18 protein-coding genes are annotated in these 25,373 nt (G+C 45.1%); 7 read left to right on the top strand and 11 right to left on the bottom strand.

All coding sequences use genetic code 11. From position 1 onward, the window contains the following. Window positions 1-66: 66 nt before the first annotated feature. The 8 genes from ACRD7P_RS02165 to ACRD7P_RS02130 all read right to left on the bottom strand — a co-directional run bounded on the left by ACRD7P_RS02165 (window position 67) and on the right by ACRD7P_RS02130 (window position 8,532). Window positions 67-1,137, bottom strand: a complete 1,071-nt coding sequence (locus ACRD7P_RS02165; RefSeq protein WP_430905837.1) for a trypsin-like peptidase domain-containing protein — start codon at window positions 1,135-1,137, stop codon at window positions 67-69. 23 nt (window positions 1,138-1,160) lie between these two features. Continuing rightward, window positions 1,161-2,333 (bottom strand): hypothetical protein, encoded by a 1,173-nt coding sequence (locus ACRD7P_RS02160; protein WP_430905836.1) that lies wholly within the window; start codon window positions 2,331-2,333, stop codon window positions 1,161-1,163. A gap of 479 nt (window positions 2,334-2,812) precedes the next feature. Beyond that, on the bottom strand, window positions 2,813-4,141 hold the full coding sequence (locus tag ACRD7P_RS02155; protein ID WP_430905835.1) for a carboxypeptidase-like regulatory domain-containing protein: 1,329 nt from the start codon (window positions 4,139-4,141) through the stop codon (window positions 2,813-2,815). Between the two features lie 98 nt (window positions 4,142-4,239). Beyond that, window positions 4,240-4,818: a hypothetical protein gene (locus tag ACRD7P_RS02150; RefSeq protein WP_430905834.1), complete on the bottom strand. Its 579-nt coding sequence runs from the start codon at window positions 4,816-4,818 to the stop codon at window positions 4,240-4,242. Window positions 4,819-4,922: 104 nt separating this feature from the next. Beyond that, the gene (locus ACRD7P_RS02145) at window positions 4,923-6,029 is read right to left on the bottom strand and encodes a helix-turn-helix domain-containing protein (protein ID WP_430905833.1); all 1,107 of its coding nucleotides are present in this window, start codon (window positions 6,027-6,029) and stop codon (window positions 4,923-4,925) included. Between the two features lie 181 nt (window positions 6,030-6,210). After that, on the bottom strand, window positions 6,211-6,927 hold the full coding sequence (gene rluF / locus ACRD7P_RS02140; RefSeq protein WP_430905831.1) for a 23S rRNA pseudouridine(2604) synthase RluF: 717 nt from the start codon (window positions 6,925-6,927) through the stop codon (window positions 6,211-6,213). 34 nt (window positions 6,928-6,961) lie between these two features. Next, window positions 6,962-8,098 (bottom strand): serine hydrolase, encoded by a 1,137-nt coding sequence (locus ACRD7P_RS02135; RefSeq protein ID WP_430905830.1) that lies wholly within the window; start codon window positions 8,096-8,098, stop codon window positions 6,962-6,964. 185 nt (window positions 8,099-8,283) lie between these two features. Beyond that, window positions 8,284-8,532, bottom strand: a complete 249-nt coding sequence (locus tag ACRD7P_RS02130) for a hypothetical protein (protein ID WP_430905829.1) — start codon at window positions 8,530-8,532, stop codon at window positions 8,284-8,286. 149 nt (window positions 8,533-8,681) lie between these two features. Here ACRD7P_RS02130 and ACRD7P_RS02125 point away from each other — a divergent pair, with 149 nt between their 5' ends. Genes ACRD7P_RS02125 through ACRD7P_RS02110 form a run of 4 tightly spaced genes read left to right on the top strand, consistent with a single transcriptional unit; the run spans window position 8,682 to window position 12,738 of the window. After that, window positions 8,682-9,551: a peptidyl-prolyl cis-trans isomerase gene (locus ACRD7P_RS02125; protein WP_430905828.1), complete on the top strand. Its 870-nt coding sequence runs from the start codon at window positions 8,682-8,684 to the stop codon at window positions 9,549-9,551. Beyond that, window positions 9,538-10,998: a peptidylprolyl isomerase gene (locus tag ACRD7P_RS02120; protein ID WP_430905827.1), complete on the top strand. Its 1,461-nt coding sequence runs from the start codon at window positions 9,538-9,540 to the stop codon at window positions 10,996-10,998. Before ACRD7P_RS02125 ends, ACRD7P_RS02120 begins: the two co-directional genes overlap by 14 nt. A gap of 1 nt (window position 10,999) precedes the next feature. Then, window positions 11,000-11,953: an AAA family ATPase gene (locus ACRD7P_RS02115; RefSeq protein WP_430905826.1), complete on the top strand. Its 954-nt coding sequence runs from the start codon at window positions 11,000-11,002 to the stop codon at window positions 11,951-11,953. 29 nt (window positions 11,954-11,982) lie between these two features. Further along, on the top strand, window positions 11,983-12,738 hold the full coding sequence (locus tag ACRD7P_RS02110; RefSeq protein ID WP_430905825.1) for a class I SAM-dependent methyltransferase: 756 nt from the start codon (window positions 11,983-11,985) through the stop codon (window positions 12,736-12,738). 203 nt (window positions 12,739-12,941) lie between these two features. Here ACRD7P_RS02110 and ACRD7P_RS02105 read toward each other — a convergent pair whose 3' ends face one another. Continuing rightward, entirely contained in the window at window positions 12,942-19,028 is a 6,087-nt protein-coding gene (locus ACRD7P_RS02105; RefSeq protein WP_430905824.1) for a sugar-binding protein, read from the bottom strand. Between the two features lie 465 nt (window positions 19,029-19,493). Here ACRD7P_RS02105 and ACRD7P_RS02100 point away from each other — a divergent pair, with 465 nt between their 5' ends. The 3 genes from ACRD7P_RS02100 (at window position 19,494) to ACRD7P_RS02090 (ending at window position 23,265) form a co-directional block, all read left to right on the top strand. Continuing rightward, window positions 19,494-21,767 (top strand): aconitate hydratase, encoded by a 2,274-nt coding sequence (locus tag ACRD7P_RS02100; protein WP_430905823.1) that lies wholly within the window; start codon window positions 19,494-19,496, stop codon window positions 21,765-21,767. 66 nt (window positions 21,768-21,833) lie between these two features. Next, window positions 21,834-22,388, top strand: coding sequence for a TlpA family protein disulfide reductase (locus ACRD7P_RS02095; RefSeq protein WP_430905822.1), 555 nt, complete (start codon window positions 21,834-21,836; stop codon window positions 22,386-22,388). A 172-nt stretch (window positions 22,389-22,560) separates the two neighbouring features. Continuing rightward, entirely contained in the window at window positions 22,561-23,265 is a 705-nt protein-coding gene (locus ACRD7P_RS02090; protein ID WP_430905821.1) for a DUF3291 domain-containing protein, read from the top strand. On the opposite strand, the gene ACRD7P_RS02085 is transcribed toward ACRD7P_RS02090, so the two are convergent. Together ACRD7P_RS02085 and crtD are read right to left on the bottom strand one after the other, a co-directional pair. After that, window positions 23,260-23,901, bottom strand: a complete 642-nt coding sequence (locus tag ACRD7P_RS02085) for a carotenoid biosynthesis protein (protein ID WP_430905820.1) — start codon at window positions 23,899-23,901, stop codon at window positions 23,260-23,262. The two genes, ACRD7P_RS02090 and ACRD7P_RS02085, sit on opposite strands and share 6 nt — an antisense overlap. Then, complete coding sequence (crtD, locus tag ACRD7P_RS02080) at window positions 23,898-25,373, bottom strand: 1-hydroxycarotenoid 3,4-desaturase CrtD (protein ID WP_430905819.1); 1,476 nt, start codon at window positions 25,371-25,373, stop codon at window positions 23,898-23,900. Before crtD ends, ACRD7P_RS02085 begins: the two co-directional genes overlap by 4 nt.

The following is a 25,373-nucleotide window of genomic DNA, read 5'->3' as shown; positions in this document are numbered from 1 at the left end:
GGTATAAAAAAAGCCCCTACAAGGGGCTTTTTCTTTTCATGATACCAGCGTACCGGCCTAAAAATATTATACATCTTTAGCTTCCATGGAAAGCTCACAACCGTAAGTGTCGATAAAGAAGTTATCGAGGTCGTCCGCCTTCAGGGCCAAGTTCTTGATGTTTTCTTTGATGGTACTGGAATGGTCCGTAAAAATATCGGACAAGTGGGTACGGTACGATAGAAAGATCTTATTTTCATGAATACCCAAAGTGTAAGGGCTTACATTGTTGCCCAACAGGTATTCCAACAATTCTGACAGATTGCTTTTCGGGAGTTTGTTCAAGGGGGAGGTCGCAACCAAATAATCCCGTTTGAAGACAAAAATCCGAATTAGGGCACTGCCTTGGTGAAATTCCCAAAAGTCCTTTCCTGCCCTTCCGATAACGGGATTCATGCCCAGTTCCGTCAAGGCTTCTTCAACAAAGTTTGCGAAGTGGCTTTTTTCAAATTCTTCCCATATGGAAATATCCATATTGTTCCCACAATTGTTGCAAAACTCGCCCTGTTCTTCCATATAGTTATCACAGGAATTACATTTTACACGGTAGGCGTTGTCGACATAGGTAAAATCTTCCAGCTCTTTGGCCAGATCCGAATGTTTGATACCAAAACCGACATTATCGGCATTGGTAAACTTCGATGTGGTTACCGCAATCAGGTTGCCCGCTTCGTTAAGCATGGGACCACCGGAATTTCCAGGGTTTACTGCGGCATCCGTTTGAATGTAATGCCGAGAGCCCATAGGTTGGTTGGTAGATGATATAATCCCTTCCGTAATGGTGTAGGGCATTCCGAACGGAAAACCATGGATATAGGTCTTGTTGGTGTTCGTGATCATCACATCGTTTTCCAAGGTAATACCGGTTTCCGTATTTTCAAAACCATCCACATGTAAAAAGGCCAAGTCTACCTCAGGGTTGACCATTACCACATTGGCGACCGACCGGTCCTTTTTATAATCTTCTACAGCTACCGTTTTTTCTCCGGCAACCACATGATAATTGGTAATGATGTAATTTTTACCGCTAATGGTAAAACCACTTCCCGTTCCAGAGGCCGTGATAATCTTATAAACTGATTTTTTTATATTTTCCATTGTAATTTCTTTATTGAGATTGGTTATCCGAAAAGTTTGGCGAAAAATCCTTTTCCTTTGGTTTTGCCGGCCGCAGTATGTGTTTTACCATCTAAAAACGCATAATAGGTTTTCAATAGCTTTGGGGCGGCAATGTTGGGTTCTAGTCCCGCAACACTTTCCAGTACATCATAAATGGCATTTTTCTGATGTTCCTCAACATTAAAATTATAAAGCATGTACAAAAAGTTAAACTGAAGGTAGTAGCAGAGTGCAAAATTGTCCTGATTTTTCACATAGGAGTTTACCGTGTTTTCAAAACGTTTTACTTCATCTTGAAGTATTTGCACCGAACTTCTCCATTTTAAGGAGATAAAGGCATCTGCATGATAAAGATCTTTCAGATAGTCTTCCTTGGATTTTTGAAGGAGCTCCTGCATAAAATTGGTACCCTTGTCGATACGGTACTGAAAATCGATCTTTCCATCGAACATATTGGTCACATATTCTTGGAGCTTCGTCCGAAGAGCACCATGGGTATACGGCATGTTCACTATTTTTAAAATGGAGATTACCGTAATGTCCCATTGAAAGTCGTTCCATCTTTTCTCCTTAAAAAAGGCGCTATAGTTCTTGTAGTCCTCCAAAATATCGGAGATCTGTTGCCATGCCGTTTCCGCCTCTTCGCCAGTAAGCGGTTGGGTATTGGACTCCTTATAGAAATCGGCCTTGTACTTTTCTACGAATTCATCATCATAGTCATCCGCAAATACCGAAATCTCCCGAAGTACGTCATATACCTTATACGGTTGGCAAAGGGTAATGGGCATGGAAAATTCGAACCATAGTTCTTTACCGCTAAGGTGTATCTGTGCCAAGGTCAGCGGGGCGAAGTTTACTTCGGCCACCTTTCTGAACAGGGCTACCTTATTGGTTCCTTCGGCAATTCGTAAAAACGGTGCCTTTACCGAAAAGGTATTCTGATCGATGCTTACCTGAATTTCGGCAGAACCCTGATTGTGTACCAAGTTGAGGTCTTCGGCAGTATTTTTGTTGGCAAGAATTGCGGGATTGATGTAATTGATGGTTTCTATGAGCGATTGGCGATAGCTTTTCGCGTCGTAAGCATCCATGGCCTTATCCCAATAGGATACATCGGTTTTTGGTTCTGCAATTCCTTGTAAAGGCCTTTGAAACCTGGGTAATACGTTTTTCATATATGGCTTTTTAAGTGGTAGTACATAAAGTGTTAAAATTTAAACGGCTTTTTTTTTATTTTATTTGGTAACGTCCTAAATTGGTCGGTCTTGCAAAGATAAACGGTTCTGACCCTGTTTTTTACGAAGGTTTCCGTGAAACCGTTTTCCCTGAAAACTGGGGTCTCCCCGGTATACCATTTCCACCTTAAAATTACCCATTAAAAATTGCCCTTTTCCGTTTATACTTCAAAGTAAAAAATAACCGTAGCTACTGCTATGCTAGACTTTTCTTTTTCGTCCAAGCAAAAAATGACTGCTTTTTATTTGGGTTACTTTAAAGCAAAAATGGTAGTAGGGATTTTCCTGGTCAACGTCCTTTTTTTATATGGTGTTTCGGCCCTTTTCGTTAAAGAGCGAATAGGGGCCGGTGGCGGACAAAAAAAAACCGCCCCGAAATGGATTCGGTAGCGGCTTCCTTTTTCAATAAAAAAATACCATCATGGCGCTGGCGCGGAGGTGCCGCCCTGACTTTTTGATCGTTTTAACTGTCGACGTATTTTCTTTATGGCCGATTCTATGGATTTCTCGGGCTCAATGATATTGTATTCTCCCCAAAAATCGGGATCGGCGAACCCTATGGCCTCATCGTTCAAAATGATGGATGACTTCATGCGGTCCTTCATTTTTGGAGTGCTTCCGGCATTGTTCTTTTCCCAATCGGTCACGGCCATCTCACAGGTCATGCTGTACACCGAATTGAATAATTTTTTATCCCAGTCGATCTTGAATTCGAGCAGTACGTTGCTGTAGCCGTAATACCATTTTCCATCTTTTTCCCGATAATCGACACGGTAGGCCACTTCTGTAGGCCATACCGAAGCTTTGGCGGGTTTTTTACGGACAAATAACTTGGCCGCTTTTTCCTTGTCGGTAATGTTCATATTGTATATCGCGCTGGTCAGGATTTTGTTTTCGGCATCGATATATAGCTTTCCTTGATAAAGTGGTTCACCGACCGCACTTTTTTGTTTGAAGTCTACTACATAAAGGAGTTTGTCGTTTACTCTAGTGGAGCGATTAAAGGTGAAGTTGTAATGTACCATGGTCTCTTTGGTAAAAATATACTCCGGATATTTCATGATATCTACAAAAAGGGCATTAAAAGGTCCGCCCTGTAACTTTAATGCAACGGTATCAAGCTTGGAATAGTCCGTGCTTTTTCGTGCCTTGAACAGCTTAACGGCATCTTTACGGGTAGAACTGTAGGGGGTCTTGTAAATATTCACTACCGCTTCGGAAAGGGATACGTTCTTTCTGCGTTTCTTGATGGTTTCCCTGTAAAATGCGGTCATCAAGGTAGGGTCGTCAAAATAATTCTCGCCTTTTTTGCGGAGGGTCTCCTGCACTAGGGCCCTAGCGTCCTTAGGGATACTGAGGTTTACCTCCGACAGTTCCACGACCGATACCTCCATGGAAATTTTATTGTTTCCCTGGGTCATCTCGCTCAATGGGAAGGTAACGGTCTTGTATCCCAAAAATGAGATGATGACCCGTGCCTCTTCTATATCCTTTGGGACTTTTAATAAAAATTCCCCTTCGGTATTGCTTACAGTACTGATGTTGGTGTCCTCCAAGGAAAGTGTTGCGAACACCAAAGGTTTTTTGGAATCCTTGTCCATAACCTCTCCTTTGTATTGTTTGAATTCGCTTTTTACCGTGTCGTCCTGAAAGTAAAGGGCGCTCCCCGTTTGGTGGACCCCCATCATGGCAATGGTCATCAAGACCATAAAGAAGGATTTTTTAAAAAGTAGTGTTGGCTGTCTCATATCGTTGTCGTTTAAAGCTAATGTCCTTTAAAGTTACTTAAAATTTAATGGTTTCGTACTATACTCTATTGTTAAAGTTTCTTATTTTTTAAATGTATTTAATTGATTTGCAGTGCTTTGTTTTCATATAGAGGGGGTTTTGCGATGGTTTTTGGTATTATCTTTTCTAAAATGAACCGGGTCTTCCAAGTTCCGGACCAGTCCGGTTTTGTACCATCGGGATAGGTTTCATCATACATGGTAAGTTGTAGTTTTTCCCCAAGCATACGGTAACCGTAAAATTGTGTCCCTTTTTCGAAACCGGGTACTTTCGCAATTTTTGCCGTTGTAACCAAGGTACTATCGGTATATCGGTAACTGCCCGCATTGAATACAATCGATGCAAAGCCCGATCTGATTTCCAGGCTATCGGGTGCGGCCAATTTACGAAAGGGTGTACGCGGCCCTGGTGTTGGGGTCCACATCATACTATATCCGGTAGGGGTAAAAAGAAACATACCCGGTTGCGCCTTGGCAATGGTGTGCACTGTATCTTTTGAGATCCATGCAATGCTTTTTACTTCCCAAGTTCCCAATAACGGAAAAGACGTTGCTACGCTGGGCGCGTTGCTGTTGCATCCCAGTAAGAACAGGATAATCAAAAAAACATATAACACTGGCGAAAGAGCAATTTTCATGTCGGCCTATCATTTAAAGTAAATGTAAGCGCCATGACCCGTATAGTTGTATCTCCTTGTAAACCTTTACAGCCTTTGCAGGTAATTTAAAACCAGAAATGGTATTAGGAGGCGTTCGCCCGTTCCCTATAGGCCGTAGGGTTTACTTCGGTAAACTTTTTAAAAGCCTTGTAGAAGGAGGCCCTGTTGTTGAAACCGACATCATAGGCGATCTGGGTCATGTTCAATTTGTTTTCATCGTTTTTCATCAGCAAATTTTTGGCTTCCATAACCCTATACTTGTTGATGAAGTCGAAAAAAGAGAGGTTGAAATGTTCATTGATGATCTGAGAGGTGTGGTTGCGCGACAGGTTCATCAAACGCGACAAGTCGTCGAGCCGCAATTCGTTATTGAAATAGGGTTTTTCCGTTTCCATGACTCGCAGCAGCTTTTTTTTCATTTCCAGGGAGAGGGCATCCGACAGACCGGTTTTCCGATATTTGACGAACGGGAGTATTTTTTCTATGGCCTTGCCCTCGAACACCTCCGGTTGTACAAAGCCAAAAAAGGCCAATTGTGCAATAAAAAACACGATTACGACATCAACAAAGTAATCGTATTTGGGGTCGAGCAGTCCGAACCAAACCAGGAAAATGTACGACCCGAACATAAAGGCAAATCCGAAATATGAGCCAACGAACCATTTCATCCATTGGTTTTCCCGGTAACCGATCTTTTTGTTCTGCCAAAATCGAAAATAGGTGAAGAAAGCATAAAAGAAGAGCAAGGCGACCACCAGCCATATGCCATACCATGGCCATGGAACAAATTGAAACTCCTTTCCCTCAAGAACGATGGGCAGTTTTTGGGCCGCGTTCATTTTGTAAAAAGGGAATAGCGTGCCTACGATAAGAAATGTTGGCATCAAAAAAAAGAGGTCCTTCCAATGAAACCCCTTTAAGGTGACTACCCTTCGCACATAAATATATAATAGAGGGCCATAGATCGTCCACAAGGGAAAATGGACCAGATTAAAGTGAACAAAGCGCTCTGTTTTTATGGCGCCCGACCAGCGTAGGGCATTATTGAGTAGTTCAGTGGAAAACAAAAACGTGTAGAGGGCAAGCAGGACGTTGGCCATGCGATCTCCTTTTTTCTTCAACAAAAACAATAGGGACAGTACGCCTCCTAAAAAAACAAAACAAAGAAACAAAAGGATGATAAAATCCATAAAACCGTTTTACCGCAAAGATATCATTATGAAGGCCCCAAGCTGTCTCTTTTGATAGGGAGATACTTTATTTATGGCCCTTTGGAACGCTTTTGTGCGCGCGAGGCAGAAACGCTACAGCTGGCAAAATCAGTGGGCGACCGTACTGCCGTTTGAATATTGATACCCTAAAATACCGGGCTCATTCATGGGTTTTTGAAGAATCGGCCACTAGGTCTTGAATCTCCTTTAGTTCCTGGTCGGTGAGATCGCGCCATTTGCCTACCGGGACATCCAAACGTACATTCATGATGCGAACCCTTTTTAAACGGGTGACCTTATACTCCAAATACTCGCACATGCGCCGTATCTGTCGGTTCAATCCTTGGGTAAGTATGATTTTGAAGGTATGGCGATCTAGCTGCTCTACCTCGCATTTACGGGTTACCGTATCCAGTATGGGAACCCCGTTGCGCATGTTTTTTAAAAACATGGGGGTAATGGGTTTGTTCACGGTAACGACGTATTCTTTTTCGTGATGGTTGCGTGCCCGTAGTATCTTGTTTACGATATCGCCATCGTTCGTCAAAAAAATGAGGCCTTCACTGGGTTTGTCCAATCTGCCGATCGGGAAAATACGCGAGGGGTAGTTGATATAATCGATAATGTTGTCCTTTTCCACCCCGGTATCGGTGGTACAAACGATTCCTATGGGTTTGTTAAAGGCGATGTATACCGGTTTTGATTTTGCGGCACCTACGATTTCACCGTCGACCCGCACGGTATCCGTCGGGGAAATTTTTGTTCCCATTTCCGGAACGCTCCCATTGATGGTTACCCTGCCCTGCTCGATGAGCTTATCGGCCGCCCTTCTTGAGCAATAGCCTACCTCGCTTAAATATTTGTTTATCCGTACCAAAAAAAATCGTTTTACAACTGTAGTATTGAGAGCGCTATTTCCTGCGTTTTGCCTCTAGATCGTATAAAGCCCTTCCCAGTTCTGCCAAAAAAGGAATTCCGATCTCCTCATATTCATATTGGTCATCGTTAAAAATACCGTTCCGGTTCACCAAAAGGGTGGCCGAGATCAAAAATTCGACCTTGTTCGTATCGTCGACAATATAGGCGTTGTCGGTAAGGGTACCATAGGCGAATCCTACTTTGTTGTAAATTTTAATCGTGTCGGGAATGGGGTCTTTTTTGTCCCCGAACATGAAAAACTTACAATAGCTATCGTAATAAGTCTCGGCATCGTAGCCTACGGTTTTCGGGAGGCTGTGCATTGCCGTTAATAAAAAGTCCCGCTGATCGTCGCTAAGGTCGAACCGTTCGTTTTTTGGGAAGGCTTTTGGAAAAACGATTCTTTTCAGTAGCTCCTGCTGCGCGCTTAACGGAAAATAGTTCTTCAGCTTAAAATCAAAAGGTTCCGAAACAAGCGCATCGTCTTCATAATACCCTTTGCCTTTTTCCGTGCCTTTTAAATCCAATGGGCGTATCACCGAATTAATGGTAGGGACGGTGGTGGCAGTGGTACTGTCGTTCAAATACACGATCAATGGTAAGGTGGTCACATCGTCCGAACGGTACCCCAGGCGATGTGCAATGCGAACCGGGCCAACGCCCCTGTTCCGCAATCGCTCATTAATCGCGTCCTGACCCAAAAATTCTACCAGACGATTGTTCGCGGCATTGTCGCTGACCGCAAAAATTTTGGATATTTCATTGGAAAAAGTGGTCTCTACCGAGTCGCCCTCAATGTAGAAACGGGTATCCCGGTCGAGGGTGTCCGTTTGGTTCAGCTGTTCCAATGCGGCCACTGCCGCTGGAAACTTTACCGTACTCGCCGGATAAAAATATAGGCTGTCGTTTACCTGAAAATCGTACGCGGTAAACAATACGCTGTCATTTCTCCGATCTATTCGGGTGTACCGTATTTGCACTTGGTACCGTTCCAAGTCGTCCATCACCGTTTTTATGTTCGGGTTTTCCGAGGCGAGTACCGTTTCCAATATTCCGATCTGTTCGGTTTGTTTCGCACAGGAAACACAGCAAATAATGATCAGGGCGATAAACATTAGGTGGTTTTTCATCAAAATGAAGTGATTTAAATTTTTTGGATTGAAGCGATCCCGATGCTTCGGGAAATGATTTTTTGCCCTTTTGAAGCCTTTTTTGAGTTGCATAGCAGCGTTACGGAAGGATAAAAAGTCGAAAAAAGTGTGAAAAAGTATCATTTTTTAGCCGATTTAAAAAGTTTAAACCACTTCAATATATTTTAGCTGATTTTATCCTCAAAAACTTCCCCTCTATGGGGTTTTAAGGCATCGCGGACCGCAATCATTTCGTTTTCCGCTACCACCATATAGGCAATACTATGGAATTCCCCAAAATGCGTATGACCGGTAATGTTCAACGATGTGGATTCCGCAGCAATGAATTCTTTCAAATGCTTTTCGTGATGTTCGGCCGTCTTTGCCGCGGCAGGTCCCCTAAAGTCCCAAATAAGTTTTATTTTTCGATTCAAAATATGCCGTTAAAAAGGGCGATTCGATTCACCGACACGAAAGTACTAAATTACCGGGTGTACATAAAAATCTGTTAACGAATAAAGCAAGACTTTGGCTACCAGTCCGTAATTGCTATTTTTGCGCCTTATAAGATTCAAAAAACGCTGTGAATATTAGGAATTTTTTTATTGCGCTGTTGGCAATGGCAGCTCTCGTTGTGGGATGTAAAGGTGTTTTGTCCGAAAAGAAGGAAGAGCTACCGCTGGCCAGGGTAGGGGAATCCTATCTCTATCGGTCCGATATCGCACCCTTAATGTCCAAATCCATATCTCGGGAGGACAGTGTGTCCTTCGTTACCAATTACATTAACAATTGGGCATCCAAGCAATTACTATTGGCCAAAGCAAAAATCAACCTACCGGAAGACAAGTTGGCCGAGTTCGATAAATTGGTGGCAAACTACAAGAGCGACCTCTATACCCGCGCCTACAAGGAGGCTTTGGTACATCAGGGAAGCGACAGTACGGTAAGCGACGCCCAGTTAAAATCGTTTTATAAAAAAGAGCAAAAGAACTTTTTATTGAAAGAGACCATCGTTCAATTGCGCTATGTTGAATTGCCCAAACAATTTTTGAACAAGGATGAAGTGAAACAACGTTTGAAACGGTTCAATACCAAGGACGTGGCCTATTTGGATTCCATTGGGGTACAGTTCAAGAAACTTAATTTTAACGATTCCATTTGGATTCCCGCTTCACGGGTCATCACCGAGATTCCCCCGTTAACGCAGGACAACCGCGATAGACACTTAAAAAAATCACAATTTTTTGAGTTGGAGGATGCAAAGGGGGTATATTTGGGCAAGGTCGTTAACCTGTTACGGTCCAACGATGTAGCGCCGATTTCGTTTATTGAACCCACTTTGAAACAGGTATTGTTGAGCAGAAGACGGTTGGACTATGTACGGAAATTGGAAGTCGAAATAATAGACGAAGCAATAAAAGACAACGATTTTGAAATTTATGAAGAAGAATAAAACAAAGCTATTGATCGGAATAGCCATTTTGGCCCTCGGTTTTTCCAGAGCACAATCGAACGACAGTATCGTTGAAACGATAAACCCGGTACCCGAAGATAAAGAAATGGCCATGGGGATGGACAGTGCTATAAAAAAGGATACGGTAAGTACCTTTAAAAGGGTAAAGTTGGACGGTATCGCGGCCGTTGTAGGGGACTATGTCATTTTGGAATCCGATATCGAAAAAACCTTGATCGACCTTAAAAACCAAGGAGCGGCAACGGAAGGGCTTACGCGTTGCGGGTTGTTGGGCAAGTTAATGGAAGATCGGCTGTATGCACACCAAGCGGTACAGGACAGTATATTGGTTTCCGACGACGAGGTAAATGCACAGGGAGAGCGGCAATTGCAGTCCTTGGTACAGCAGATCGGATCAATGGATAAAGTATTGCGGTACTACAAAAAACCGGACGAAACGAGTTTTAGGGAGGAGCTTTATAAAATTAACAAGCTTCGGATGCTCTCCGAAAAAATGCAGCAGGAAATTGTTTCAAAAGTAGAAGTTACCCCGGAAGAGGTGCGTCAGTTCTTTAACAAAATAAGCGAGTCCGAACGGCCGGTTTTTGGCGCCGAGCTGGAAATCGCCCAAATTGTAAAACAACCCGAACCCACTGATGCGGAAATACAGGTAGTACTCGATAAACTCAATAAAATAAAGGCCGATGTAGAGGATAACGGAGCGAGCTTCAGCGTAAAGGCCATTCTGTATTCGCAAGGACCGACCAAAACAAAAGGCGGGTTGATCGAAGGCATCACCAAGCAATCGGGCTATGTGAAAGAGTTTAAGGACGTTGCCTTTAGCTTGAGAGAAGGCGCGGTATCCGACCCTTTCAAGACCATGTTCGGTTATCATATTATGTATATCGAAAAGATTAGGGGGCAGGAACGGGATGTTAGGCATATTTTGATACAACCGGAAATTTCGAAACAGGCCATGGAGAATGCACGTGCGGAACTGGATACCATACGACAGCATATTTTGGACGGGAAGTATACCTTCGCCCAGGCCGCTTTGAATTTTTCTGACGAAGAGGAAACCAAATACGATGGAGGGGTACTGCGCAACCCCATTAATTTTGATTCAAGGTTTGAACTTACCAAAATGGACCCAAAACTATACAATCAGGTACGCAACCTAAAAGATGATGAAATATCGCGACCCTTGCTGGAACAGGATCAGCGCGGTGGCGGACCTTCTTTAAAGTTGCTACGGGTGACCAATCGTTATGATGAACATGTTGCGGATTTCTCCAAGGACTATATGAAAATTCAGCAATTGGCTACTACCGAGAAGCAGTACAAAACCATCAAAGAGTGGATGGACAAACATATAAAGGACACGTATATCAGTGTCAACGAATCCAGAAAAGACTGTGAATTCGCTAACAATTGGATGAAAAAATAATATGTCTGACGTTTCCGCAATTGACCAACTGGTTCAAAAACACCAATCCCTAAAACAAGAAATAGCTAAAGTAATCGTCGGCCAACACGAGGTAATCGATCAAATACTGTTATCGATATACACTGGAGGTCACGCCTTGCTTATCGGCGTTCCCGGGCTGGCAAAGACCCTTATGGTGAACACCATATCACAGACCCTTGGGTTGGATTTCAAGCGGATACAGTTTACCCCCGATCTGATGCCCAGTGATATTTTGGGAAGCGAGGTACTGGATCAAAATCGAAATTTCAAGTTCATCAAAGGGCCTATTTTTTCCAATATCATTCTGGCGGACGAGATTAACCGGACACCGCCGAAAACTCAAGCGGCATTGTTGGAGGCTATGCAGGAACGTTCGGTGACCATTGCCGGGAAACAGCACCGTTTGGAACTTCCCTATTTTGTTCTGGCCACCCAAAACCCCATTGAGCAGGAGGGGACCTACCCTTTACCGGAAGCACAGTTGGACCGTTTTATGTTTGCCATAGAATTAAAGTATCCTTCCATAGCAGAGGAAATACAGGTAGTAAAAGCGACCACCGGCGGCGCCACCTATCAGCTAGATGCTCTTTTTACCACCGAGGAAATTCTCAACGTACAGCAATTGGTCAGGCGTATACCGGTACCCGACAATGTAGTCGATTATGCCGTACGTTTGGTAAACGCCACCCGGCCCAATCTGGATACGGCAAGTGATTATGTAAAACAATACATCGATTGGGGCGCCGGACCGCGAGCCTCACAAAATTTGGTGTTGGGCGCGAAAGCGCACGCCGCGGTAAATGGAAAGTACTCACCCGATATCGAGGACGTACAGGCGGTGGCTATGGGCATCCTGCGACACCGGATCATTAAAAACTATAAGGCCGAGGCAGAAGGCATCACGGAAGAAACGATTATCAGGGCACTTTTTTAACCGGTATTACCACGGATGACAAGAAATACATGAAAGCATCCTTCGATTTATTTTCCGAACAGGCCGAAAGCTATAAAAAGTTTCGACCGTCCTATCCGAAAGAACTTTATCAAGAAATTATCGGGCATGTAAACCAAACAGCCCAATGTTGGGATTGCGGTACCGGTAATGGGCAAGTGGCCCTTGCTTTGGCGCCGTATTTCGATAAGGTTATGGCAACGGACATCAGTTCGTCCCAATTGGCACAGGCTCCTGTGCACGAAGCTATTTCCTATTCGGTATCGGGAGCGGAACATACAAGCTTTGCCGATAATAGTTTTGATTTGATCACCGTGGCCCAAGCGCTTCATTGGTTCGACTTTGATGCATTCAACCGGGAAGTCTTCAGGGTGTCCAAAAATAATGGGGTGTTGGCAGTTTGGGGATACGGGTTACTTCGGATAGCCCCTGCATTGGACGAGCATATCGACTCTTTTTATAGCCAAGTGATAGGCCCGTACTGGAATGCCCGAAGAAAACATGTGGATACCGCATATGCACACATTCCACTGGATTTTCAACAAATCGTTTCCAAGGAAAGCCATTTCATTCAGGTACGTTGGAATCTAAAACACTTTGTAGGATATCTGAACTCTTGGTCAAGTGTACAAACCTATCGCAAAAAACATCCGGGAAAAGACCCTGTAAAGGCCTTTGTATCACAAATAGCACCGTTATGGAAAATAGAAGAACAGAAGGATATCCGTTTCCCTATTTTTTTGAAGATGGGCAGGATCAAAAAGTAACTAGTTTATAAAATCACCTTACCGTATTATTTATGTTTTGGGGTAGCGCCGGCTAATACCTGTTAAAACGACACTTCCTAAACCTCCTCGAATTCGTTATGGTTAAAATTGAGTAGGCCCAATAAAAAAAGGGCACCTAAAAGAATACTCTTTTAGATGCCCTTGTACTCCATTACCGTATGTTTAATACGGTATACCTTTTATTACTGCTTGTACAGTTTAACCGTCTTGGAAATGCCCTTAGCTTCAATGCGGACAATGTAAAGGCCTCTCGGCAATTTCGATACATCGATTTGATTTCTGAACTCGGAGAAACTCGTTTGTAACACGGTATTCCCCGAAAGGTCCATTACCAATACACTTCCGTTAACATTTCGCTTGCCGGCGATACTGATTCGGGCGCTGTTGAACGTAGGGTTCGGATATACGATAACCCCATCACTTTCGGCTGTCCCGGTAGTCGCACTATTAGCAACAGGTGTTCCTTTGTAGAGGCTTCCTTCGTTTCCAAAAACCGCGTAACCATATTTTTCGGTCTTATGATTAGTCTCACTGTCCTTGGATGCTTCCTCTTGGAAGTATAACTGCACACTGTTGGCGGTATAACTGTTGGTTCGATACCTAATGGTACCGGCATCCCCACCGTTGGTGGTCTGATCATGCCCTATCAATACTCTGTTGTCATTGGTATAGGACTTTTCAAAATTGACGTTATACCCGTTATGGTCCACAACATTTCCGGTATTGGCAATTTCGAACATTGCTGTTCCGTTACCATCGGAAGTGCGCCGCTCCATAGCTACCCATCCTATCGTTTCGGTAAAATGGTCCCTATTTCCGGTTCCATCTCCTCCATTTTCCTCTTCCTGTAATTTTACCTGGAAACTTGTAGAGGTCACGTTTCTTACCCTTGCGTCCACTGGCTGATTTCCATTTACGGTCATCACTTGCGGTACGATTACGGGGGCATCTTCAAAAACGTTCGGCAATTGAACGGTAACCCAGTCGATATTTACATCGGTTTTTCCGGCAACAATACTATGGCCGTTCGCCATAGTGTGCGTTCCGGACTCTACAATCATGTAGCCCACATTTTCTCTCAAATGGTTACCATCAAGATAGTACCATTCGTCTACCTGCCATTCAAAACAGTTTCCTTCGACACTTCGTACTCGAAGCGTACCCGGTTGTCCACCATTGTTGCTCATAGGGCCAAGCACTACCACTGGGTCGTCATAGGAGTTTTCATAACCTACCGAGGTCCACACATCGGTACCGGAGGTGTTTCCAACTTCTCCATAAGCCATTTCGTCCACTGGTGGCGTATTGTCGCCCGCCAAGAAGATGTCCCCGAACAAGGATGGGTCCCTAAACGATTCGTCGATCTGGGAATACCAAGAAAGTTTACCTGATCGTGGTCCTCCTTCGTCGTCGTCGATAAGGTGGATATCCAAACCAATGAATTGTCCTGCCGAAGGGGTAATGCTCAAAGCGCTCCATGGAATGGAAACTTCCGCATCATACCCATTATCGGTATCCACTACAACTACCGTAGCCCCTTCACCAATGTTGTTCTTGGTATCCTCGATAAGGTTACCGTTGTTCCAACCAATGGTCAATTGATGGTCGTCCGGACCGTAGGTGGTATTCTTGCTATTGTCCGAATCGATATAAATTTCGATACCATCGTCCTCGTACCATTGATCACTATCGTTATGAAGGTCATCATCGGTAACGGAAATGAAGAAGTATAGGCCATTTTCGTCCCATTGGGATTTCCAGCTACCGTCCAAATCATTGCTGTCGGTAATTTCACCTGAAACTTCCGTTCCAATAGCAATTCCTTCAACTTCGGCCCAAGAGTCATCTTGGACACCGTCGATAGTTATTGGGCTAGGCGCGAGAACAACTGCTGGCGGTGGTGGCAATACAACGATCAAACCTTCGCCCAAACGGGAAGGAATGGTAGTGTTGTCCTCCAAGAGGTCCTGCCATGCCAATTTGCTATCACGTTCTCCACCATCGTCATCATCGTTCAATTGCACGTCCAATCCTATTTTAAGGCTGTCGGAAGGTACGGTGCCTATCGTAGACCAAGGAATGGAAATCTCTGCGGTATATCCTGTTTCCGTAGTAACGATTTGGCTCGTTACCCCGGCAGTATCGTTACCGAGCAACTCTTCTAGGCTATCTTCTTCACCGGCGCTCAACACAAATATGAGATCGTCGTTTTCATAGGTTTCCGACCTTGAGTTTTCACCATCGATGTGTATTTCGATGCTGTCATCGTTTGCCGAGTCCGAAGAATCGTTCTGGATGGCCTCATCGTTAACTTCCACCAAAAGGTATAAGTTGTCCTCGTCCCATAACGAAGTCCAAACACCGGAAAGGTCGCTGGCATCCGTCGGGTCGTCCAAGGTGGGCGACAATTTGGTAATGTCATACTTGCTGCCGATATAGGCACCATCTTTAATACCATCGATAACCAATGGGGTTTCGGTATTTTGGATTCTGGAAACAAGTGTCTCGTCCGCTGGTAAAGGCTCGTCCGAATCGGTAGCTCCTTCAAAAGCACCGATATCGGTAGCTGCTCCTAACGGTCTGTCGACGCCATCAAAATCTTTTGAGGCTCCCAGATCTGTATCACCGGCATCGATCGCAGGAGATAGTTCGCGAATTCCAAAATAGTTTCTGAAATCCTGAATGTCCTGGAACGTTACATCGGTAGTCGCATTGGCAAAGGCCGGAAACGACTGTTGGTTAACCGAAACGAACGTATTGTTTTCTTCGACAGGTGTAGCACCTTCAAAACTTCTTGAACCAACAACAATATTGTTTTTAATGGCCACCGTTGCAGATCCTTTGGTCTGTACGAACAAACCATGCCCATTTTCCTGGCCGAACTCTTCAACGGACACATTGTTGTAAATTTCAATGGCTCCATCTACGGCCTGTGCTCCAATATCGCCCAAACCACCTGTGAACTCACGCAAAACGTAGTTGTTGTGCCAAGCGGTATTGTTACGTATCGTCGCGTTGGATACTTCGTAAACTTTTATCCCCGCCCCACCGTTGTTAAAGGTAAGGTTGTTTTCCACCAATGTTGAAGGAGTATAGGCTGGGATTCCTTCACTCTGCGTATGGTTGAAGTCATCGAGGATAATTCCGTTACCGTCGGTAGGGATCGTAAATCCACGGGGACTAAAAGGAAGTCTACATTCGTTTTCAAAGGCCACGTTGTTTCTGATAATGATATGGAAACCGGGAGCATCGTCCAAAGCAATGGGTTGATAAATGCTCATCCCACTACAGTTGTATGGGTTGGTTTTTGCATTGTCTCGGAGTACATTGTTTTCAAAGGTAAAATAATCTCCTTCACGACCACTTACCCCGTTACATCCGCAATCGTGGGCATATACGTTTCTTACGGTAACATGGTTCGATCCTGTAGCTTCGATACCTGCGTTCCAATCTTCCAGCTCTACATTGTTGTTGTTGAATACCTCTAGACCATCGATAACGATGTAATCACTGTCGACAATGGCCAAAAGTTCATCGTATTGTGAGGTCCCTTCTATTTTAGCGCCCCATTTGTTGATGGACTTTACGGTAGTAACAAGCTCTGGAGTTCCTTTAATGTTCTCCAAGGCAAGCGAATTTTCTTGATAAAGACCGTCCGCAATTAACAAGGTATCTCCCGGAATCAATGACGAGAGGGCCTGTCCTATGGTTTTAAATGCACCTTCGGCAGTATTTGCTGTACCAGAATTGGTATCACTTCCGATAGGATTCACATATAGGGTGGTCGGTACCGTTCTCAGTGCTTCGGCTTCCACGATCTGAATGTTATCTATAAAAAGTGGAACATCACTTCCTCCCATGAAAAAAGAGGTATATATGGTAGAAGGTATGGAATCCGGAGAGGCTACCGTTATGGTACGGATAAACTCTTGATAGTTTGTGGTCGCGTTCAAGAAGTTACCAAAGTAATCGGTATCGTCCGTACCAAAGGTATTGTATGGTCTTGATCGCAATCCAAACCATACCTGTCGGTCAGATTCGGCACGGTAACGGAAAGAAACCTGATAACGCTTTCCTTCTTCTTCCACGACACCTTCGTCCTGAAGTACCTGGAACCCGGCATCGTACCATTCTGAATCGGCCAAAGTAGTGCTTGGGTCAACAGAAATTCTAAAGGCTTGTTGGTTTACGGCATTGTCGTCCGCAACGATTTCATGAATAAGGGTCGCCGTTGGATAGGTGTTCCATCGTTCAACAACTTCCCAAGGTTCATCACCGGATAATGGTGGATTGTCGCTACCCGTTGTAATGTTGAAATCGTCTATATAGAAAGCCGTGTCATCACCGCCACCAAACAACTGTACGTGTACCGTACCGTCAACGATATCGGTGGAAGTGAAAGTGAAACTATATTCTTGGTAGCCCGTACCAACGTTGATAAACTCGCTGAAGTAGGAATTATCATCGGAACCATAGGTGTCCGTCGGTCTTCCCGAGATGGTTACCCAAATCTGGCGATCGGCCTCTGCACGGTGACTGAAACGTACCGTATATTCGTTACCGTTAATAACGGCCGGAGTATTGTTCTGAAAGGTTTGTACTAGGCCATCATACCAGTTTTCGGTACTGACCAAGGTCGTTACTTTAATGGCAGAACCGTTAAGGGCATCTGCATCCGCTTCCTCGGTAATTTCGAAGTTATCCGTGGGGAACGCATCCCAGTCGGCAACGGTATCATAGGCTTCGTCGTTGGCTGGAGGAGTAGTTCCCTCTACAACGGTAATATCGAAATCATCTACATAAAAAGCGGTATCGTCGCCCCCTCCATAGAGTTGTACATGTACCGAACCGGAATCGGCATCGGTAGCGGTGAACGTATAGGAGAACTCCTGATACGCCGTCGAAAGATCGATGAACCCGTCAAAATATTTATTGTCGTCCGAACCATAAGTGTCCGTCGGCCTTGCGGCAACGACTACCCAAAGCTGTCTGTCGGCATCGGCCTTGTGGCTGAACGTTACCGTGTATTCGTTTCCACTAACGATGGCAGGGGTATTGTTCTGAAAGGTCTGAACCAAACCATCATACCAGTTTTCTGTACTTACCAGCGTACTCACCTTTATGGCGGAACCGTTTACCGCATCTGCATCGGCCTCTTCGGTAATGGCAAAGTTGTCCACAGGGAACGCATCCCAATCGGCAACGGTATCGTAGGCCTCCTCTGCAGGAGGAGCGGTCCCTTCTACTACGGTAATATCAAAATCGTCGATAGAGAAAGCGGTATCGTCACCACCGGCATACAATTGTACGTGTACCGATCCCGAATCGGTATCCGCCGCCGTAAAGGTATAGGAGTATTCCTGATATCCCGTAGCTAGGTCTACGAACCCATCGAAATATTTGTTGTCGTCGGAACCATAGGTATCGGTCGGCCTTGCGGCAACAATTACCCAAAGCTGTCTTGCGGTTTCCGCCTTATGGCGAAAGGTTACGGTATATTCGTTCCCGCTTACAATGGCAGGGGTGTTGTTCTGAAAGGTCTGCACGAGTCCTTCCCACCAGTTTTGCGTACTGACCAAAGTACTTACTTTGATCGCGGAACCGTTCAATGCATCTGCATCCGCATCTTCGGTAATTTCAAAGTTATCCGTGGGGAAAGCATCCCAATCGGCAACTGTGTTATACGCTTCATCTGCAGGAGGAGTGGTTCCCTCTACAACGGTAATGTCGAAATTATCAACATAGAAAGCGGTGTCATTTCCACCGGCGTACAATTGTACATGTACCGAACCGGAATCGGCATCGGTAGCGGTGAAGGTATAGGAGAACTCCTGATATTCCGTAGAGAGGTCAAAAAATCCTTCAAAATATCTGGTGTCGTCCGAACCGTAGGTATCTGTTGGTCTTGTTGCGATAACGGCCCAAACCTGTCTGTCGGTATCCGCCTTGTGCCGGAAGGTTACGGTGTATTCGTTCCCACTTACAATAGCGGGCGTGCTGTTTTGAAAGGTCTGTACCAATCCTTCCCACCAGTTTTCGGTAGAGATCAATGTACTTACTTTAATAGCTGAACCGTCAACGGCGTCAGCATCGGCCTCTTCGGTGATGCTGAAATTGTCTACCGGAAACGGATCCCAGTCTGTAGCCGCATCATAATTGGCCGTTTGTGCTTTCAATCCTATCAGGAAAAAAAGACAAAGTGTTAGAAAAAAGTACTTCGCAAACAAGAAAAAACTGCTCTTGCCACCAAGTTGGTAAAGGTGCTTCATAACTGATTTTTAATTAGGTTAAACGTTTAAATCGGCGAAATATATAATTTTTATCCCTACTTTTTTGGTATTTGGAAAAAAAAACGGGCCGGATATGCTTATTTAACATCTAAATAGAATTTTGTTCAAAGCATGTTTCAAATTGCCTAAACAATTGTGCTTCAATGAAGGAGGTTGATTGTAGTTGTTTTAAAAACGAAAAGGAATCGGCATGGTCATAAAAATATGTTCATTTTTACCTTAATTGTGTTAATCGATAATTTTTACCGTTCATGGAAAATAGGTTTTTACGGGCATCAGAAGGGTAGGGTGTTAGGAGTATTTTGTTTTAGGGATAATAGGAAGGTCCTTCCACATCGTCGGAAGCTATGGTCCTTAACTTCGGTATCCTGTTCAAAAAATTTCAAATGGGGTAAAGAATTTCTTAACTTTGTAAAATTGCATAACTTATAAACCACTTCAAGAATGGCATTTGATATCGATATGATCAAAGGAGTATACTCCAAAATGGCGGAAAGCGTTGACAAGGCAAGAAGTATTGTTGGCCGGCCGCTGACCCTGTCCGAAAAGATTTTATATTCCCACTTATGGGACGGGAGCCCTAATAAGGCTTTCGAACGGGGCAAGGACTATGTCGATTTTGCTCCCGACCGTATCGCATGTCAGGATGCGACCGCCCAGATGGCCCTGTTACAGTTTATGCAAGCGGGAAAGCCAAAAGTGGCGGTACCCACAACGGTACATTGTGATCACTTGATACAGGCCAAGAACGGTGCGGCCACCGATTTGAAGATGGCCAATGCCACCAGTGCCGAGGTTTTTGACTTTTTAGAGTCTGTATCCAATAAATACGGTATCGGGTTTTGGAAACCCGGAGCGGGAATCATACATCAAGTCGTATTGGAGAACTATGCCTTTCCAGGAGGGATGATGATCGGAACCGATTCCCATACGGTAAATGCCGGAGGTTTGGGAATGGTGGCGATCGGTGTCGGAGGTGCCGATGCTGTGGATGTGATGGCCGGAATGGCCTGGGAACTGAAATTTCCCAAACTTATCGGAGTGCGATTGACCGGTGAAATTTCCGGGTGGACCGCTCCTAAGGATGTTATATTAAAGGTAGCGGAAATCCTTACCGTCAAAGGCGGAACCGGTGCCATTGTAGAATATTTTGGGCCTGGTGCCCTGTCGCTTTCCTGTACAGGTAAGGGAACCATATGTAACATGGGCGCAGAGATTGGTGCCACAACGTCTACCTTTGGGTATGATGACGCCATGGAGCGTTATTTGAGGGCGACGGACCGTTCTGATGTAGCCGATGCCGCCAATGCGGTGCGGGAACATTTGACCGCCGATACCGAAGTATATGAAAATCCTGAAGCCTATTTTGATCAGGTCATCGATATCGACCTTTCCAAATTAGGCCCTTTGTTGAACGGCCCTTTTACGCCGGACCTCTCCACTAGTGTAGGAGATGCCATGACGGAAAAGGCTAACACCAATGATTGGCCCTTGCAGGTAGAATGGAGCCTTATCGGTTCCTGTACCAATTCCTCCTACGAGGATTTGAGCCGGGCCGCTTCCATAGCGGAACAAGCGTTGGAAAAAGGGTTGAAGATGAAGGCCGAGCTGGGAATCAATCCTGGTTCCGAACAGGTTCGCTTTACCGCCGAGCGTGACGGTATTTTGGATACTTTCGAAAAATTGGGCGCCAAAATTTTCACCAATGCCTGCGGACCTTGTATTGGCCAATGGGCACGGTATAACGATCCCAAGAACGCACCTAAAAATAGTATCGTACATTCCTTTAATAGAAACTTTGCCAAACGTGCCGATGGGAATCCGAATACCCATGCTTTCGTAGCATCACCGGAACTCACCGCGGCGATAGCATTTTCAGGTCGATTGGATTTTAACCCGATAACCGATACCCTGATCAATGATAACGGGCAGGAAGTAAAATTTGAAGAGCCTACCGGGTGGGAGTTGCCGCCAAAAGGTTTTGAAGTGGAAGACGCCGGCTTTTTGGCCCCGGACGAAGATGGTTCCGGAGTACAGGTAAAAGTAGCCGATGATTCGGAACGCCTACAGTTGTTAGAACCTTTCGTGCCAATGGCCAACGACCAATTACAGGGAATGAAATTGTTGATTAAGGCCTTTGGTAAATGTACGACCGATCATATTTCCATGGCCGGGCCATGGTTGCGGTTCCGTGGACATTTGGACAATATTGCCAACAACACTTTGATTGGAGCGGTAAACGCCTTCAACAAAAAGACGAATTTCGTTAAAAATCAGCTCACCGGGGAATACGGTGGTGTACCTGATACCCAAAGGGCCTATAAGGCGGCCGGCATCAAATCCGTTGTGATCGGTGACCATAATTACGGAGAAGGTTCCTCTAGGGAACATGCTGCCATGCAGCCCCGTCATTTGGGAGTGGCAGTAGTGTTGGTAAAGTCTTTTGCCAGAATACATGAAACGAATTTGAAAAAACAGGGGATGCTCGGTCTTACCTTTGCGAACGAGGCGGACTACGACTTGATTCAAGAGGACGATACCTTTAATTTAACGGATATCGCGGACTTTGCGCCCGATACCCCTTTAACGTTAGAAGTGGTGCATGCCGATGGCAGTAAGGATACCATTATAGCGAACCATACCTATAACGAGGCCCAGATCGGTTGGTTTAGGGAAGGTTCCGCCCTTAATGTTATCAAAAGGGAAAATGCCGCATAACGATAAGGGATAACGCTGTTGTAAAAACTCCTATGTTGCCATAGGAGTTTTTAGTTAATACATCACATGAAAAAGAGCACTATACTTACCCTGTTGGTCATTGGAATCGTTTTGGCCCTTTTTTTGACGCCTCTTGGGTACCATAGTAAGGTATGGCTGAACTCCCTTTTTTCGTTTCGTCCGGATATCGAAGCGTCTGCGGACCAGAAAAAGATCCCCAATTACGACTGGAGGTTAAAGGACGCCAATTGGGATTTTTTTAGTTTTGAACGCTCGAAGGGAAAGGTCGTTTTTATCAATTTTTGGGCTTCATGGCGCCTTCCATGTGCGGCGGAGCTGGAAGAGATACAGACCCTGTACGACGACTATGGCGACCAGGTAGATTTTTATTTGATTACCAATGAAGAGCGCCCTCCGGTAGAGGCGTTTATGGCCGAAAAGAAGTTTACTTTTCCCGTCACCTATTTGATTATTGGGGATGCCGCCCCCGTCGCCACGGAACCGGTGCCATCGTCCTACATCATAGATAAGGAGGGACATATTGTGGTGCGCGCCGATGATATTGCGGATTGGGACAATACCAAGGTCAGGGACCTGTTGGATGGGCTGCTGGCAAAGTAGTATGGATTTGGTTTTTGACAGCGGCATGCACTAGTGTTGAAAAGGCCATCTCGATTACGCTACTCAACAACGCAATTCCGTTTTTTAAGAATGTCCCTATCGCGGTTTTCGTATGAAGCATCGATGTTGTTTTGGTGACGGACCATGGTAATCGCAAAACAAAATCAAGATAATGGCGCAAGTGACGACCTTAACTTTCTTTAAGTACCCATCTTTCAAATCGAAATTATGGGCGTTTTGGATGATGCAGTTCGCACATGCCCCTTTGTCCCGCACCAAAGGATTACAGTTGTACAAACTTATGGGAAGCGGTAAGGCAGAATTTAATCCCTTTCCGGACTGGTCGGTGTACGGATTATTACAGCTATGGGATTCGGAGGAAAGCGCCACCAACTTTTTCAGCGCTTCCAAACTCATGCGGCGCTACGAAAAAAATAGTGCCGAACACTGGACGGTCTACATGAAAAACATACAGGCCAAAGGGGAATGGAACGGCGGTAACCCTTTTGTTCCGTCTGGGGAACTACAGAAAGAAAATCCGCTGATCGCCGTCATTACCAGGGCTACGATCAAACCCAAGTTACTGCTGCGTTTTTGGAAACACGTACCCGCATCGCAACGACCGCTACAAGGGAACAAAGGACTGCTCTTTACCAAGGGCATTGGCGAGGCCCCGTTTATGCAAATGGCCACCTTCAGCGTATGGGCCAATAAAAAAGCGCTTATGGATTTCGCCTACGGTAGTAAGGGCCATCAAGAGGCCATCAAAAAAACACGTGAACTCGATTGGTACCGCGAAGAACTGTTCTCGCGGTTTCAACCCTATCGCTCGGAAGGCACTTGGGAAGGAACGGCTCCGCTGGAAGAGTGGTTATAGATACCAATATAGGTATCCAAAAAATACACACTGCGCCAAGTAGAGGTGCAAGCTAAAGCGGAAGTTTCCCGTAATTTTAAAAAGATGCAACATCAACTGCAATATCGCTGCCAGCAGGAACCAACAGATGTAGTTCCACCAACCTGCCAAACCGCCCTCGAAAGTCCAAAAGTCGAATAACGGTGCGGTATGTTCCATTAAAAAATCCAAGACCAACATGAGCAAACTGGCCAAGATGACCTTGGCAATAGGGGTGGCCACTATTTTTTTTGTGATTGCGGCGGTAGCGAAGGTAAGTAAGGCCCAGTTGACACCGATCAGATAAGGAATGCCATCCAATTTCGGGCCAAAATTAGCGCCATATGCATAGGAACCGAACAACACCCCATAATGCACACCTATCCACTCGGCGAACATCCCCAGCATCATAAACAATAGAAAGGTACCGTACTTTTTTTTGGTGTCCATGGGGTAGACCCATAGAAATAGCAGCAACATTACCGTTAGGTTCAAGGGTGTTTTGGTAACGAACCACTCTTGTTGTCCCAAGGTAATTCCCACTAAGGCGGACACATGGAACAACCATACCAAAAATATGGAGAACTTGTTTTTGTGCCGTTTCAGGGTATCCATCATACTGGGTTCGCTTTGGGTACCAGGTCGGCCACTATTTTAGCCGATAGCAGACAAAGTGGTATGCCGCCGCCCGGGTGTACCGAACCACCGCAGAAATAGAGGTTGTCGATTTTCCTGCTAAAATTGGGATGTCTTAAAAAAGCGGCGAACTTGTCGTTACTCGCCGCACCGTAAAGCGCTCCCCGGTATGAACTGGTGCTCGCTTCGATACCTTTGGGATCCAAAATATGTTCTTCCGTAATGTAGTCCTCGATATTCGTTCCCAAGCATCGGTTTATTTTTTCGATGATCCACTGCCGTGCTTTTTTTCTTAAAACGTTCCAATCTTGGTCATAGTTTCCGGGGGCATTGATCATCACGAACCAATTTTCATGGCCTTTCGGCGCGTCGGTGCCCCCTTCTTTTGAGGTGATGTTGAGGTATACCGTAGGGTCGTCATGCAAGTATTTTTGATTGAATATCGCCTCAAATTCCTCTGGGTAGTTTTCACTGAACAGAATATTGTGCAGGTCCAATTCGGGAAATTCCCTGGAAATTCCCCAATAGAAAATGAGAGCCGAACTGGAACGTTCTTGTTCCAGCACCTTTTTTGGTTGTTGCTGGTCGGAAAGCAATTTTTTATAGGTGGGGAAGACATCCATATTCGATACGACAATATCCGCGGCATGCCTTGCTTTCTCAGTAACCGCTCCAACGGCTTTTCCGTCTTCTACCGCGATACGTGTCACCTTCTCATCGAAGCGGAACGATACCCCTTGCCGAACCGCCAATTCGTATAACGATTGGGTGATGCGGTGCATCCCACCTTTAGGGTAATATGTGCCAAAATGCATTTCCAAATGCGGTATCATCGACATGATTCCCGGCGTTTGGTACGGGGACGACCCATTATAGGTGGCATACCGGTTAAAGAGCTGTATCAGTCTTGGGTTTTTAAAATACGCCTGGTTGGTCTCGTTCAGGGAACGGCCTATGTGCAAGCGGCCGATCTGAAGTATGGCCTTAATGGTATCCGTGGAAAGATAGGTCTTCGTTTTGTGCAGTGATTTTTCTAAAAAGAGCCCTGCGGTCAGCTCGTATTTTTTTTGATTGTTGACAAGGTATTTTTTCAAACGACCCGCTGGCTCTTCAAAAGTTTTGGAAGCCTGTTCGATAAACGCCGTTTTATTCGCGCTAGCCGAAAATCGCGTACCATCTTCCCAAAAATAATTGCAAACGATTTCTTTTTTATGATACTCAAAAAAAGGTTCCGGGTCTTTTCCGAACAGTGAAAAAAGTTCGGTAACATACTGTGGCATGGTGAATAGGGAAGGCCCGAGATCGAAGCGGTATCCGCCCAGCGTCATGGCGTGTAGTTTTCCACCTGCGTAGGCGTTCGCCTCTACGACCGTTACCGCATAGCCTTGATGTCGCAACCGTAATGCCGTGGCGATGCCTCCGATACCAGCGCCGATAACCAGTGCCTTGGGCAT

Source organism: Maribacter sp. 2-571, from assembly GCF_050589625.1.
Taxonomy (GTDB): domain Bacteria; phylum Bacteroidota; class Bacteroidia; order Flavobacteriales; family Flavobacteriaceae; genus Pelagihabitans.
The sequence above is the reverse complement of the archived record's forward strand: the minus strand, read 5'-3'. Positions and strand labels throughout refer to the sequence as shown.

Excerpts from the sequence above, each read along its gene's own strand:
- ACRD7P_RS02165 (WP_430905837.1), bottom strand. The coding sequence starts at position 1,137 with ATGGAAAATATAAAAAAATCAGTTTATAAGATTATCACGGCCTCTGGA.
- ACRD7P_RS02160 (WP_430905836.1), bottom strand. The coding sequence starts at position 2,333 with ATGAAAAACGTATTACCCAGGTTTCAAAGGCCTTTACAAGGAATTGCA.
- ACRD7P_RS02155 (WP_430905835.1), bottom strand. The coding sequence starts at position 4,141 with ATGAGACAGCCAACACTACTTTTTAAAAAATCCTTCTTTATGGTCTTG.
- ACRD7P_RS02150 (WP_430905834.1), bottom strand. The coding sequence starts at position 4,818 with ATGAAAATTGCTCTTTCGCCAGTGTTATATGTTTTTTTGATTATCCTG.
- ACRD7P_RS02145 (WP_430905833.1), bottom strand. The coding sequence starts at position 6,029 with ATGGATTTTATCATCCTTTTGTTTCTTTGTTTTGTTTTTTTAGGAGGC.
- ACRD7P_RS02135 (WP_430905830.1), bottom strand. The coding sequence starts at position 8,098 with ATGAAAAACCACCTAATGTTTATCGCCCTGATCATTATTTGCTGTGTT.
- ACRD7P_RS02120 (WP_430905827.1), top strand. The coding sequence starts at position 9,538 with ATGAAGAAGAATAAAACAAAGCTATTGATCGGAATAGCCATTTTGGCC.
- ACRD7P_RS02115 (WP_430905826.1), top strand. The coding sequence starts at position 11,000 with ATGTCTGACGTTTCCGCAATTGACCAACTGGTTCAAAAACACCAATCC.
- ACRD7P_RS02110 (WP_430905825.1), top strand. The coding sequence starts at position 11,983 with ATGAAAGCATCCTTCGATTTATTTTCCGAACAGGCCGAAAGCTATAAA.
- ACRD7P_RS02105 (WP_430905824.1), bottom strand. The coding sequence starts at position 19,028 with ATGAAGCACCTTTACCAACTTGGTGGCAAGAGCAGTTTTTTCTTGTTT.
- ACRD7P_RS02100 (WP_430905823.1), top strand. The coding sequence starts at position 19,494 with ATGGCATTTGATATCGATATGATCAAAGGAGTATACTCCAAAATGGCG.
- ACRD7P_RS02095 (WP_430905822.1), top strand. The coding sequence starts at position 21,834 with ATGAAAAAGAGCACTATACTTACCCTGTTGGTCATTGGAATCGTTTTG.
- ACRD7P_RS02090 (WP_430905821.1), top strand. The coding sequence starts at position 22,561 with ATGGCGCAAGTGACGACCTTAACTTTCTTTAAGTACCCATCTTTCAAA.
- ACRD7P_RS02085 (WP_430905820.1), bottom strand. The coding sequence starts at position 23,901 with ATGATGGATACCCTGAAACGGCACAAAAACAAGTTCTCCATATTTTTG.
- crtD (WP_430905819.1), bottom strand. The coding sequence starts at position 25,373 with ATGCCCAAGGCACTGGTTATCGGCGCTGGTATCGGAGGCATCGCCACG.